Raw genomic sequence first — 12,700 nt, forward strand, 5'->3', positions numbered from 1 at the left:
GTTTATTGGAAATCCCGTTCTATGATCTCGATTGTCATTCCGGCGTACAACTATGCCAGGTACCTGCCTGACACCCTGAACAGCGTGTTGCAGCAAGGCGTGGACGATATGGAAATCATCGTTTGCGACGATTGCTCCACCGACGACACCCGCGCGGTGGTCGAAGGCTTCGCCAAGCAGGACTCCCGCATTCACTATTTTCTCAACGAAAAGAATCTGGGTGCGACGCCGAACATCAATCAGGGCATCAAAAAAGCCAATGGAGACTACATCGTCCTGATCGGCGCCGACGACATGCTGGCACCAGGCAGTCTGAACACGCTGAAGCAGGCCTTGGATCAGCACCCGGACTGCGGTTACGCATTTGGCCGCTACACCATGATCAACAGCCACAACCAGCATATTCCGCTGCAACACCCCGGCTGGCTGAATCAGGACTACTTTGGCAGCCGCGACGAATTTCCCAATCTGCTGAAGTTCGATTGCTATATCAATATCGGCGCCGCCATGTTCCGCAAGGAAACCCTTGGCGACGAAGATTTCTTCGACACTTCCTTATCCGCCTTCGACAGCGAGCGCTTCTTCCGCGCCACGGATTGGGAGAAGATGATCAAGTTGTCGCTGCGCGGCGTGAAAAGCGCTTTCATCAACAAAAACATCTCCATCTTCCGCTTGCACGACGAGCAGGCCTCCTCCGGCGATCGCTACGGCCGCTCCGGCCTGGCCTTCTTCGAGCACTCCATCCTGCTGGAAAAATACTTCACCGCGGAACATCTCGAACGACTGCTGCCCCATCTCGCCGACATCATCCGGCTCTACCAGTCCAAATTCGAGTACTTCCTCAGCCAGGCGCTGCCGGAGTTTCAGGAGCGCAAGGCGCTGGCGGAACAGCGCGCCAACGACATCCTCACCGGCATTGAGCGACAGATTAGCCAGCACTCGCAAGACAGCGCCCAGTCTTTCACCGAGTCCACGCTGCCGCAGGAAAGCACCGCGAGGGAGGCTAACCCGGACCAGCCCTTCTTCAGCATCATTTTCACCACATACGACCGTCCTCATCTGGCGGTCAACGCGTTGCAAAGCATCGCCGACCAAAGCTTCCGCGACTTCGAAGTCATCGTGGTCAATGATGGCGGCCTACCCCAGGAATCGCTGGTCGAATGGCTGGGCAAGGATATTCAGGTCACCTATGTGCGCCAACCCAATCGCGGGGTGGCCGCGGCGCGCAACCTGGCGCTGCGTCTCTCCCGAGGCCAGTACGTGGTATATCTGGACGACGACGACATCATGTACGCTCACCACTTGGCGCGTTTGCACCATGAGGCCAGCAAGCACCCCGGCGCCCTGGTCTTCGGCAACGCCCACTTCATCACTGAGCAACTGAGTTGCGGCCTACGCGAAGAAAAAGGCCGCGCCCTAATGGCCTGCAAACAGTTCGACTTCAACCGTCTGCAAATCACCAATTACATTCCCATCAATGTGCTGGCGCATCCGCTTCTGATCATCGATCAGGTAGGTGGTTTTGACGAGGAACTGCCCTCACACGAGGACTGGGACCTGCTGATCCGCCTGTCGCGGGCCATTCCTTTTGTCCACTTCAACGACATCACCGTGCAAGTCCGCCGCCGACTCGGCAACGGTCAGGAATACGACTCCCGCACCGTGCGTGCCTGGCAGGGCATGAAACAGGACTTCATTGAGATTTACAGCCGCTACAGCGATATGGACATCCCCGAAATCAAGCAAGGACGCGCCAAAGTGCTGGCGGCCGACCACCCCACTCAAGCGTTTAAATAAACGCCCCCAAGACAAACGCCCGGGCATGCCCGGGCGTTTGTCATGTGGAAGCCTCTCTCTCGCTCAGGCCGCTGCGCTCAACAAGGCCTGCAACACCCCGGTGCACATCTCCACCCCCATCGCCCCGGTGGTGGCGTCGAACTCCACCGTCGCCGCGCCGCCCTTGCCGGCCGCCCAGTTGCTGACCAGGCACAGATGCGCATAAGGCAGATTCATCTCCCGCGCCAAGGCCGCCTCCGGCATGCCGGTCATGCCGACTATATCGGCGCCATCCCGCTCCAACTTCAATATTTCCGCGGCGCTTTCCAAACGCGGCCCCTGAGTGCAGGCGTAAACGCCGCCCACCACGCCGCTGTGGCCGCTGTCCGCCATCGCGCGGATCAGGCGCTCTCGCAACGCCTCGTCATAAGGCGAGGAGAATTCGGCGTGCACCACCGGGCGGTCCAAGCCTTCAAAGAAGGTATGCTTGCGGCCCCAGCTGTAGTCGATGATGTTGTCCGGCACCACCAGGCGGCCCGGCGGCATGTCGGGGCGGATGCCGCCCACGGTGCCGATGGCGATCACGCCTTTTACGCCTTGATCGTGCAGCGCCCAGATATTGGCGCGGTAATTGATTTCATGCGGCGCCAGCGAATGGCCGTAGCCGTGGCGCGCGATGAACACCACGTTCTGCCCGTTCAATAGGCCGAAGGTCAGCGCGCAGGAGGGATCGCCGTACGGGGTGCGCACAACTTGACGGTGGGTGACTTCCAATACGGGCAGCTGGGCCAGGCCGCTGCCGCCGATGATGGCCAACATGATGTGTCCCCTTGTAATGGCGCGACGAATCGCTGTTTTTGCCGCGGCCTGAGCTGGGCGGCTGTGGGATTCTTGCTTGCGGCGGAGCGCCGACGCTCCAATTATGGCCGATTATTTTCCGCCGGCACATGCCGCCGCGCGGTGAATTTGCCCGCGGCCGCAAGGCTGGCGACGGCCGCTTTTGAAAACAAGCACTTGGCGAGCCGCCTGGAATTCCCGATGATTTATACAGATGTACAAATTCGGCTTGCATAGACTTATACGTTCGTATAAGAATAGATGTATGAAACCGAACAACGCGACTCGACAGCAATTGCTGGACTGCGGACTGGCCATGGCCAAGGAGGCCGGCCTGCGCGCGCTCACCGTGCGCGGCCTGTGCCAGCGCGCCGGGGTCAATCCGGGCAGCTTCGTCTACCACTTCGGCAGCCGCGACCGCTACTTGGCCGAACTGCTGGAAAACTGGTACGCGCCGCTGTTCCGGCACATGCAATCGCAGTTGCAGCAGCAAGCGTCGGCCTTGCCGCGGCTGCAGACCCTGCTGCGCCAGCTGCTGGCCTTCGTCGCCGAACACGGCGAGCTGATCGCCCACATGCTGCTGGACGCGGCCGCCGGCGAAACCGCCGCGCAGGGCTTTCTGTCCACGCTGGCGCCCCGCCATCCCAAGCTGCTGCTGCAAAGCATTGCCGACGCGCAACAGGCCGGCGAACTGGAACGCGGCGATCCGCTGCACCAGGCGCTGTTCCTGATGTCGGCGCTGGGTCTGCCGGCGCTGGCCCAGCACATCATCGCCGGCAAGCCGCTGCTGCCCGGCCTGATCCAGCAAGCTTTCAACACCTACGCCATCGATCCGCGCCATATCGAGCAACGCCTGCAATGGGCGCTGCGCGGTTTGCGCCCATTGGAGCCACAGCCATGAAGCGTTCCCCTCTGCTCATCGGCCTCATCGTCGTCGCCCTGATCGCCGGAGGCGGCTACGCCTGGCGGCAACGGCAGCTCGCCCAAGAACGCCTGAGCTTGTCCGGCAACGTCGACATCCGCGAAGTCAGTCTGTCCTTCCGGGTGGCCGGCCGCTTGCGGAGCCTGAACGTGGACGAAGGCGCCAGCGTACGCGCCGGCGAGCTGCTGGGCGAACTGGACGCGCGGCCTTATCAGAACGCCTTGCGCGACGCCGACGCCGGCCTGGCCGCCGCCCAAGCGCGCAGGGCGCTGTACCGCGCCGGCCCGCGCGGCGAGGACATCGAACAGGCGCAGGCCAATCTGGACGCGCGTCGCGCCGCGCGGCTCAACGCCGAGCAGACCTACCAGCGCCAGCGCCAACTGGCCGACACCGGCGCCTCCGCCCAACGCGCGCTGGACGAGGCCCGCGCGCAGCGCGACCAGGCGGCGGCGCAGGCCGAGGCGGCGCGCCAGCAATGGCAGGCGCTCAAGCGCGGCTACCGCAAGGAGGAAATCGCCGAGGCCGACGCCAACGCCGAACGCGCGGCGGCGCAGCAGGCCCAGGCCCAGCTGCAGTTAGCCGACACCCGGCTGCTGGCCCCGGCCGACGGCGTCATCCTCACCCGCGCGGTCGAACCCGGCGGCATGCTGAGCGCCGGCGGCCCGGTGTTCACCCTGTCGCTGACCCGGCCGGTGTGGGTGCGCGCCTACGTCGCCGAGCCCGAGCTGGGCAAGGTGGCCCCCGGAACCAAGGTCAAAGTCCGCAGCGACGGCCGCGCCCAGCCTTACGACGGCGTGGTCGGCTTCGTCTCCCCCAGCGCCGAATTCACTCCCAAGAACGTGGAAACCCAAGACCTGCGCACAGCCCTGGTCTACCGGCTGCGCGTGGTGGTGCAAAACCCGGACGCCGCGCTGCGCCAGGGCATGCCGGTGACGGTGACGCTGGCGGACGGCCGCTGAGATGGACGCGCAAAACGCCATCGTCCTGCGCGGGCTGCGCCAGCGCTTCGACGCGCACGAGGCGCTGGCCGGCATAGACGCGACGATACGCCGCGGCGCGATCACCGGCCTCGCCGGGCCGGACGGCGCCGGCAAGACCACCCTGCTGCGGCTGCTGGCCGGCCTGCTGCAAGCCAGCGACGGCGCCGTCCGCGTCGAAGGGCTGGACCCCATCGCCGACGGCGACGCGCTGCGCGCGCTGATCGGCTATATGCCGCAGCAATTCGGCCTGTACGAAGACCTGACGGTGCTGGAAAACCTGGAGCTGTACGCCGATCTGCGCGGCGTCGCCGGCGAGCGCCGCCGGCACAGCTTCGAACGCCTGCTGGCCTTCACCGACCTGGCCCGTTTCACCGCTCGGCCGGCCGGCAAACTGTCCGGCGGCATGAAGCAGAAGCTGGGCCTGGCCTGCGCGCTGCTGGGCGAGCCGAGGGTCTTGCTGCTGGACGAGCCCAGCGTCGGCGTCGATCCGATTTCCCGGCGCGAACTGTGGAAGATGGTGGGCGAACTGGCCGCCGGCGGCATGACCGTGCTGTGGAGCACCTCCTATCTGGACGAGGCCGAACGCTGCGACGAAGTGCTGCTGATCAACGCCGGCCAGCTGAGCTACGCCGGCGCGCCCGGCGAGCTGATCCGACGCATGGAGGGCCGCAGCGTGCAGCTGCACGGCATCGCCGGCAACCCTCGTCAGATACTGCGGCGTGCACTGCGTCAGCCGCAAGTGCTGGACGGCGTGATCCAGGGCCAGGCGCTGCGCCTGGTGCTGCGCCAGGCCGGCCGGCCGCCTGAGCTGAGCGCCTTGCAGGCCGGGCCGGACGCCTGTTTCATCGTGGTTCCGCCGCGGCTGGAGGACGCCTTCATCGAACTGCTGGGCGGCGGCCCCGGCGGCGACTCGGGCCTGGCCGAGCAGATGCCGCCGGCGCAACTGCCCGCCGGCGTGGACCCGGACGCAGTGATCCGCGCCGAACAGCTCACACGCCGTTTCGGCGATTTCGTCGCCGCCGACAATATCGACTTCCAGGTGCGGCGCGGCGAGATCTACGGCCTGCTCGGCCCCAACGGCGCCGGCAAGTCCACCACCTTCAAAATGCTGTGCGGCCTGCTGCGGCCCAGCGCCGGCCAGGCCAGCGTGATGGGCATAGACCTGAAACGCAGCGCCAGCCGCGCGCGCCGGCAGTTGGGCTATATGGCGCAGAAATTCGCGCTCTACGGCAATCTCAGCGTCGCCCACAATCTGGACTTCTTCTCCGGCATCTACGGCCTGAGCGGCCAGACGCAACGCGACACCGTCGCCGAAATGGTCCGTGTGTTCGCGCTCGCGCCCTATCTGGACATGCTCGCCGGCGCGCTGCCCCTGGGCTTCAAACAGCGGCTGGCGCTGGCCTGCGCGCTGATGCACCGGCCGCCGCTGCTGTTTCTGGACGAACCCACCTCCGGCGTCGACCCCATCACCCGCCGCGAATTCTGGACCCATATCAACGGCCTGGTGGACAAGGGCGTCACCGTGATGGTCACTACCCATTTCATGGACGAGGCCGAATACTGCGACCGCATCGGCCTGGTCTACCGCGGCCGGCTGATCGCCAGCGGCACGCCGGACCAGCTCAAGCGCCAGGCCGCCGGCGTCGATGAAGACATCACCATGGAGGAAGCCTTCATCCGCCTGGTGGCGGCCGACGACCGCGCCGGAGCCCCCGCATGAGCGCCGCCGTCAAACCCGCCCGCCTGCTGGCCTTGTGCCGCAAGGAAGCCATGCAGATCGTGCGCGACCCCAGCAGCATCCTGATCGCCTTCGTGCTGCCGATGGTGCTACTGTTCATCTTCGGCTACGGCATCAATCTGGACGCCAACAAGGTGCGCATCGGCGTGGTGCTGGAAGACAGCGGCGTCGAAGCCCGCCGCTTCGCCGACGCGTTGGCGGGCTCGCCCTATCTGGACGTCCGTGCCGGACATGACCGCGCCGAGATGCGCGCGCGGCTGGCCGCCGGCGAAGTGCGCGGCATGGTGGTGATTCCCGCCGACTTCTCCGCCAAAACCCTCCAGGGACGCGGCGCGGCCGCGGCGCAGCTGCTCACCGACGGCGCCGAGCCCAATACCGCCAACTTCCTGGCCAATTACCTGCAAGGCGCCTGGCAGGTCTGGCAGGCTCAGCGCGCGCAGGATCGCGGCCAGCCGCCGCCGGCCCCGCTGCGGCTGGAGCCGCGCTACTGGTTCAATCCCGACACCGTCAGCCGCAACTATCTGGTGCCCGGCTCCATCTCGGTGATCATGACCATCATCGGCGCGCTGCTCACCTCGCTGGTGGTGGCGCGCGAATGGGAACGCGGCACCATGGAGGCGTTGCTGTCCACCCCGGTGACCCGCGCCGAACTGCTGCTGTCCAAAATCCTGCCCTATTACCTGCTGGGCATGGCCGCGATGCTGGTCTGCGTGCTGGCGGCCACCTTGTTGATGGACGTGCCGCTGCGCGGCTCCTGGTGGCTATTGTTCATCGTCAGCAGCCTCTTCCTGGGCAGCGCCCTCGGCCTGGGCCTGCTGCTCTCCACCGTCACCCGCAACCAGTTCGTCGCCGCCCAGGGCGCGCTCACCGCCGCCTTCCTGCCGGCCACCATGCTGTCCGGCTTCGTGTTCGAGATCAACAGCATGCCGCCGCCGGTGCAGGCCGCCACCTATCTGGTGCCGGCGCGCTATTTCGTCAACGCGCTGCAAACCCTGTTCCAGGCCGGCGACATCTGGCCGGTGTTGTTGCTCAACACCGTCTGGCTGCTGCTGTCCGCGGCCTTCTGGCTGGGGCTTACCGCGCTTAAATTCCGCCGTCGGCTGGACGGTTAGAAAGGGTTCTCATGTGGCACTCACTGCTAACCCTGATCCACAAAGAACTGCGGGCCCTGCTGTCCAACCCGCAAAGCCGCCGGCTGCTGATCATGCCGGTGCTGTTGCAACTGCTGCTGTTCCCCTTCGCCGCCACGCTGGAAGTCAAGAACAGCACCCTGGCCATCTACAACCAGGACGGCGGCGCCGCCTCCATCGAACTGTCCCAGCGCCTGGCCGCGGCCCAGGCTTTTCCGCAGCTGCTCAATATCCGCAGCGAAGCCCAGTTGCGCGACGCCATAGACCGCCAACAAGCGCTGCTGGCCATCCGCATTCCGCCGGATTTCTCCCGGCGGCTGGCTCAAGGCAGCGCGCCGCCGCTGCAAGCCGTCATCGACGGCCGCCGCTCCAATAGCGCGCAAATCGCCTTCGGCTACGCCCAGCAAATCGTCGCCCAGTACGCACGCGAACTCAGCCCCGCACCGCCGCCGGCCCAATTGCTGGTCCGTCACCTGTACAACCCCAATCTGGAATACCGCTGGTTCGTGCTGCCCAGCCTGGTGGCCATCATCACCACCATAGGCTGTCTGATGGTCACCGCGCTGTCATTGGCGCGCGAACGCGAGGAAGGCACGTTCGACCAATTGCTGGTCACCCCGCTGACCCCCGGCTACATCATGGCCGGCAAGGCCGTGCCCGGCATGCTGGTGGCCGCGCTGCAAGGCAGCGTCATTTCCGCCGCCGCGGTATGGATCTACCAAGTACCCTTCGGCGGCGGCGTCGCCCTGCTCTATCTTTCCATGCTGTGTTACGGCCTGGCCCTGTCCGGCTGCGGCCTGCTGATCTCGGCGCTGTGCGCCAACCAGCAGCAGGCCTTTCTCGGCGTGTTCGGCTTCATGGCCCCGGCGGTGATTCTGTCCGGTTATATGGCGCCGGTGGAAAACATGCCCTGGCCGCTGCGCGCGCTCAGCGCCGCGGACCCGCTCAGCCATTTCATCATCGTGATCAAGGGCCTGTTTCTCAAAGGCTACGGCGCGGCCGAGGCCTGGCCACATTTGTGGCCGCTGCTGCTCATCGCCGCCGCCACCCTTGGCCTGGCCTACCTGATCTTCCGTCACCGGAGCGGACAATGAATCCATCTCGCCTCGCCATCTGCGTCTTGCTAGCCCTGCTCGCCGGCTGCGCCGTCGGCCCCGACTACCGGCCGCCAACGCCGGCGCAACTGCTGCCCGCCGCCAGCGCGGAAACCGAGCCGGAAGCCGCCGGCTGGTGGCAGGCCTTCCAGGACCCGGCGCTGAACCACCTGGTCGGCGCCGCGCTGCGCCATAGCCCGGACCTGGCCAGCGCCGACGCCAACATCCGCCAGGCGCGCGCCGCGCTGGAGATCAACACCGGCGCGCAATGGCCTCAACTCAACGCCGGCGGCCGCATCAGCCGCGACCAACTAAGCCGCCGCGGCGAAGCGCTGGCCAATATCCCCTTCGCCAACCCGCAGACCCTATTTACCGACTACCGCGCCGGCTTCGACGCCAGTTGGGAAATCGATCTGTTCGGCCATACCGCCCGCAGCGTGGAAGCCGGCCGCGCCCGGCTGGACGCCAGCCGGGAACAAGCCGCCGACGCCGCCTTGCGCGTGGCCGCCGAAACCGCGCGGCTGGCGCTGGACTACCGCTACTGGGGCTTGCGTGCCGACAACGCCGCCGCCCAAGCCCGCTGGCGCGCGGAACTGGCGCGGCTGAGCCGGCTGCAAGTCCAGGCCGGCCTCGCCGGCGCCGGCGAACTGGATCAGGCGGAAACCGAAAGGCTGCGCGCCGACGCGCAGTTGCAACCGCTGCTCGCCGCCCGCCAGGCCGCGCTCGCCGCACTGGGCCCGCTGACCGCGCTGCCGACGGAACAATTGCGCGCGCTGCTGGACGCCGCCGCGCCGGAGCCTCCACTGCCAGCCGCGCCCGCCGCCGGCCTGCCGTCGGAACTGCTGCTGCGCCGGCCGGACCTGCGCGCCGCGGAACGGCAGCTGGCGGCCGCCAGCGCCGACATCGGCGTGGCCGCGGCCGAGCAATACCCGCGTTTCAGCCTGCTGGCCAGCGGCGGCTGGGACAGCGTCCGCCCCGGCGACTTCGCCTCCCAGGCCAGCCGCTACTGGAGTTTGGGGCCGCAACTGAGCCTGCCGCTGTTCGCCGGCGGCCGGCTGCAAGCCCAGGTCCGGGCGCGCGAGGCCGGCTACGACGCCGCGCTGGCGCAATACCGCAAGGCGGTGCTGCAAGCGCTGGCCGATGTGGAAACCGCGCTGCTGCGCAGCCAGGCCGGCCGCGTCCAGAACGCGCGGCTGGCCGAGGGAGAAGCCGCGCTGCAACGCCAGCTTGGCTACGCCCGCCAGCGCGTCGCCGTCGGCGAGGCCGCGCAAAGCCACGTGCTGGAAGCGCAGTTGCAGCTTGCCGCGCTGCGCGAACAGCGGCTGGCCGCGCGGCAAACGCTGTCCGCCGACCTGATCGCGCTGTACAAGGCGCTGGGCGGCGACACCCAGGCCGGCAAGCCGCCACGCTAAACCGGCCCCCGCGCCGCGTTTAAGCTGCGCTTAAGTTTGCGGTGTTCCAATCGCCTTAATCCCCTATCGCAAGAAAGGACATGGCGATGAACCGTAGACTCCCCCTGCTCAGCCTGCTGCTGCTCGCCAGCGGCGCCTTGTACGCCGCCGCCAGCCTGTGGCAAAACGGCCTGCCGGCCAACTACTGGCAATGGCGACACGAACTGGTGCTGCTCAGCGGCGTGCAATTGATGGCCGTGATGAGCGCCGCCATGCTGCTGGCCGTGCGCCCGCGCTGGCTGGAACCGCTGCTGGGCGGCCTGGACCGCCTCTACGCGCTGCACAAGCAGCTGGGCATCGCCGCCGGCCTGCTGCTGGCGGCTCACTGGCTGGTCAAGCTGTCGCCCAAGCTGATGCTGGCGCTGGACTGGGTCGCTCCCCGCATCAGAAGCGGCGGCGGCGGCAAAGACCCGCTGGTCTCGCTGGCCAAGGACATGGGCGAATGGGCGGCCTGGGCGGTGCTGGCCATGGTGATCCTGGCGCTGCTGCGCGCCGTGCCCTATCGCTTCTGGCGCAAGCTGCACAAGCTGTTCGCCCCGCTCTACCTGATGGGCGCCTTCCACGGCCTGATCCTGATGCCGGCCGAAATGTGGGCGCAGCCGGTGGGCTGGCTGCTGGCTGCGCTGATGCTGATCGGCTCCGGCTGCGCGCTCTACTCGCTGGCCGGCCGCATCGGCAAGCAGAGCCAGTGCGCCGGCCGGGTGTGCGGCGTCGAAACGCTGCCGGCCGGACAGTTGGAAGTGATCTGCCAGATGGACGCCTGGCCCGGCCACCGCGCCGGACAATTCGCCCTGGTCAGCTTCGACGCCGCCGAAGGCGCCCATCCCTTCACCATCGCCAGCGCCGACCATGGCGACGGCCGGCTGCGTTTCATCATCAAGGCGCTGGGCGATTACACCCGCCGCCTGCCAACCGAACTCCAGATCGGCCAGGCCGTCACCGTGGAAGGCCCTTACGGCCGCTTCCAGCCGCGCGGCGGCGCGCGCCAAGCCTGGGTGGCCGGCGGCATCGGCGTCACCCCTTTCCTGGCCTGGCTGCAAAGCCGGGAAGTGGCCGAAGAGCAACTGGACGTGGATTTCTACTATTGTGTGCGCAGCCGCGGCGAAGCGGCGCGGCTGGAAGAAGTGCGGCAAGCCTGCCATCAGCACGGCGTGCGGCTACATCTGATCGAAAGCGAAGCCGGCGCGCTGTTGAACGCCGACATGCTGCCGGAAGTGGACGAGGTCTGGTTCTGCGGCCCGCAAGGCTTGGGCGAGGCGCTGCGGCGCGGCCTGAAACAACGCGGCGCGCAGGCCCCGGCTTTCCACCACGAGGCGTTCTCAATGCGCTGACGCAAGACGGGCGTTCCGACCTGCCGGAACGCCCGTCATACACTCAAGCAAGCCGCTGCAAGGCGGCTGGCGCATCGCTAATCTAGAATCTGTTCAAAGTCTCGCGAGCTAGAGCGAGACAAGGCGGAAACGACCGAAGAAGCGGAATCTACATATGGTACATCAGCATTCTGAGGTCTTTTCCAACGCCCTTTTCTATCCATCCCGCCGCAGCGCAGCAGACTATGAACAGGTTCTTAGAGTCGCTAACAAAACCGCGCAGCGCACCTGAGCCAAGGTGCGCCGACGCAGGCAGTACAAGTCGTACGACAAGGAGGCGCAACGCAGGATCAGGGGGTTTTGTTAGCGGGTCTTAACGCGTGGCGTAGACGCTGCGCCTCCCCTGCCCATCAAAACTCAACACCTGATAAGGCTGCTTGCTCGGCCCCTCCATCCCCGGGCTGCCCATCGGCATGCCCGGCACCGCCAGGCCGACGATCTTGGGCTTGTCCTTCAGCACCTTCTTCACCAGATCCGCCGGCACATGGCCTTCGAACACATAGCCGCCGATCTCGGCGGTATGGCAGGAACGCAGATCCGCCGGCACCTTCAAGCGGGCCTTCAACGCTGACATATCCGCCTCGTTGCGGCTTTGCAGCGCCACGCCGTTCTGCTGCATATGCTCGGCCCAGGCGGTGCAGCAACCACAATACGGGTCCTTGTGCATCACGCCGCCGCCGGCGGCCACCACGGGGGACATCAAGGAAACGGCCAGCGCAGCGGCGGCCCAATACATGCGTTTATTCATGAGATGAAATCCAATGCTATTTGAATGAAAAAGCGAACCAGCCCGCAAAACCGCGGTTGGCGCAAAAAAAGGATCATTCAACAGATTGGGGAGGCCGCTCCGGCGGCGCGGGGATGAAACCGGACCACACTATTTCAGCCTTGGCCTGCAGCACCGGGCGGATCGCCTGCAAGGGCAGGCTGGGCGCCGCCGGCCATGGGGCGGCCGGCAACTGGCAGCAAGCGGCGGCCTGAGCGGCGCTGGCCGGCTGGGTATGGCAAGCCGCGCCGTCGTCGGCCATCCAGACGCAGGGCGCGCTGGCGTCCATACGTCCGCCCATGCTCCAACCCGCCTGCGGCAAGAGCAGCAGACACGTTAGCAACAGTAGCAAGGGCAGACGAATAGGCATCGATTCAGGTAGAGCGCTGAGTCCGGAACAGGCTTGAGACTGACGGATAGCGCCTTGGTTCCCAAGCCATTTCGCCATTTCTCCCACCCCGCGCAAAGTTTGAGCCAGGTCATATCCGCGCCAGATTTGTGGCGACCGAGTACAATCACACCCTCAATCAATAACGATTCGCATTTGCGTTCGCATTAATTCGGTGGGATACTTATGGTCCCATTTGACATTCCTTGCGCAAACTAAACGCCAACGGCATGCACACAGCGCCGGCC

At 66.2% G+C, this 12,700-nt stretch carries 11 protein-coding genes; 8 read left to right on the forward strand and 3 right to left on the reverse strand.

What is annotated here, in order from left to right; genetic code table 11:
* Positions 1 to 21 precede the first annotated feature (21 nt).
* Positions 22 to 1,797 carry a glycosyltransferase gene (locus DB032_RS16680; protein ID WP_107800456.1) on the forward strand — a complete coding sequence of 592 codons (1,776 nt, stop codon included), beginning with the start codon at positions 22 to 24 and terminating at the stop codon, positions 1,795 to 1,797.
* 63 nt (positions 1,798 to 1,860) lie between these two features.
* On the opposite strand, the gene DB032_RS16685 is transcribed toward DB032_RS16680, so the two are convergent.
* Complete coding sequence (locus DB032_RS16685) at positions 1,861 to 2,595, reverse strand: S-methyl-5'-thioinosine phosphorylase (RefSeq protein WP_107800457.1); 735 nt, start codon at positions 2,593 to 2,595, stop codon at positions 1,861 to 1,863.
* 283 nt (positions 2,596 to 2,878) lie between these two features.
* Between DB032_RS16685 and DB032_RS16690 the strand changes: the two genes are divergently transcribed.
* The 7 genes from DB032_RS16690 to DB032_RS16720 all read left to right on the forward strand — a co-directional run bounded on the left by DB032_RS16690 (position 2,879) and on the right by DB032_RS16720 (position 11,259).
* On the forward strand, positions 2,879 to 3,514 hold the full coding sequence (locus tag DB032_RS16690; RefSeq protein ID WP_158274330.1) for a TetR/AcrR family transcriptional regulator: 636 nt from the start codon (positions 2,879 to 2,881) through the stop codon (positions 3,512 to 3,514).
* On the forward strand, positions 3,511 to 4,494 hold the full coding sequence (hlyD, locus tag DB032_RS16695; protein WP_107800459.1) for a secretion protein HlyD: 984 nt from the start codon (positions 3,511 to 3,513) through the stop codon (positions 4,492 to 4,494). Before DB032_RS16690 ends, hlyD begins: the two co-directional genes overlap by 4 nt.
* 1 nt (position 4,495) lies before the next feature.
* Positions 4,496 to 6,235, forward strand: a complete 1,740-nt coding sequence (locus tag DB032_RS16700; protein ID WP_107800460.1) for an ATP-binding cassette domain-containing protein — start codon at positions 4,496 to 4,498, stop codon at positions 6,233 to 6,235.
* Positions 6,232 to 7,365, forward strand: coding sequence for an ABC transporter permease (locus DB032_RS16705; RefSeq protein WP_107800461.1), 1,134 nt, complete (start codon positions 6,232 to 6,234; stop codon positions 7,363 to 7,365). Before DB032_RS16700 ends, DB032_RS16705 begins: the two co-directional genes overlap by 4 nt.
* 11 nt (positions 7,366 to 7,376) lie before the next feature.
* Entirely contained in the window at positions 7,377 to 8,477 is a 1,101-nt protein-coding gene (locus DB032_RS16710) for an ABC transporter permease (protein WP_107800462.1), read from the forward strand.
* Positions 8,474 to 9,889, forward strand: a complete 1,416-nt coding sequence (locus DB032_RS16715) for an efflux transporter outer membrane subunit (protein ID WP_107800463.1) — start codon at positions 8,474 to 8,476, stop codon at positions 9,887 to 9,889. The genes DB032_RS16710 and DB032_RS16715 overlap by 4 nt, the downstream gene beginning before the upstream one ends.
* Positions 9,890 to 9,975: 86 nt before the next feature.
* Positions 9,976 to 11,259 (forward strand): ferric reductase-like transmembrane domain-containing protein, encoded by a 1,284-nt coding sequence (locus tag DB032_RS16720; protein WP_158274331.1) that lies wholly within the window; start codon positions 9,976 to 9,978, stop codon positions 11,257 to 11,259.
* A gap of 352 nt (positions 11,260 to 11,611) precedes the next feature.
* Here the strand turns inward: DB032_RS16720 and DB032_RS16725 are convergent, their stop codons facing one another.
* Positions 11,612 to 12,046, reverse strand: coding sequence for a DUF411 domain-containing protein (locus DB032_RS16725; RefSeq protein ID WP_233246728.1), 435 nt, complete (start codon positions 12,044 to 12,046; stop codon positions 11,612 to 11,614).
* A gap of 73 nt (positions 12,047 to 12,119) precedes the next feature.
* Positions 12,120 to 12,434 (reverse strand): hypothetical protein, encoded by a 315-nt coding sequence (locus DB032_RS16730; RefSeq protein WP_146176701.1) that lies wholly within the window; start codon positions 12,432 to 12,434, stop codon positions 12,120 to 12,122.
* Positions 12,435 to 12,700 lie beyond the last annotated feature (266 nt).

Source organism: Chromobacterium sp. Panama, assembly GCF_003052555.1.
Taxonomy (GTDB): domain Bacteria; phylum Pseudomonadota; class Gammaproteobacteria; order Burkholderiales; family Chromobacteriaceae; genus Chromobacterium.

What these genes read in the sequence shown, in the direction of transcription:
- DB032_RS16680 (WP_107800456.1), top strand. Translation starts at nt 22, where the DNA reads ATGATCTCGATTGTCATTCCGGCGTACAACTATGCCAGGTACCTGCCT.
- DB032_RS16685 (WP_107800457.1), bottom strand. Translation starts at nt 2,595, where the DNA reads ATGTTGGCCATCATCGGCGGCAGCGGCCTGGCCCAGCTGCCCGTATTG.
- DB032_RS16690 (WP_158274330.1), top strand. Translation starts at nt 2,879, where the DNA reads ATGAAACCGAACAACGCGACTCGACAGCAATTGCTGGACTGCGGACTG.
- hlyD (WP_107800459.1), top strand. Translation starts at nt 3,511, where the DNA reads ATGAAGCGTTCCCCTCTGCTCATCGGCCTCATCGTCGTCGCCCTGATC.
- DB032_RS16700 (WP_107800460.1), top strand. Translation starts at nt 4,496, where the DNA reads ATGGACGCGCAAAACGCCATCGTCCTGCGCGGGCTGCGCCAGCGCTTC.
- DB032_RS16705 (WP_107800461.1), top strand. Translation starts at nt 6,232, where the DNA reads ATGAGCGCCGCCGTCAAACCCGCCCGCCTGCTGGCCTTGTGCCGCAAG.
- DB032_RS16710 (WP_107800462.1), top strand. Translation starts at nt 7,377, where the DNA reads ATGTGGCACTCACTGCTAACCCTGATCCACAAAGAACTGCGGGCCCTG.
- DB032_RS16715 (WP_107800463.1), top strand. Translation starts at nt 8,474, where the DNA reads ATGAATCCATCTCGCCTCGCCATCTGCGTCTTGCTAGCCCTGCTCGCC.
- DB032_RS16720 (WP_158274331.1), top strand. Translation starts at nt 9,976, where the DNA reads ATGAACCGTAGACTCCCCCTGCTCAGCCTGCTGCTGCTCGCCAGCGGC.
- DB032_RS16725 (WP_233246728.1), bottom strand. Translation starts at nt 12,046, where the DNA reads ATGAATAAACGCATGTATTGGGCCGCCGCTGCGCTGGCCGTTTCCTTG.
- DB032_RS16730 (WP_146176701.1), bottom strand. Translation starts at nt 12,434, where the DNA reads ATGCCTATTCGTCTGCCCTTGCTACTGTTGCTAACGTGTCTGCTGCTC.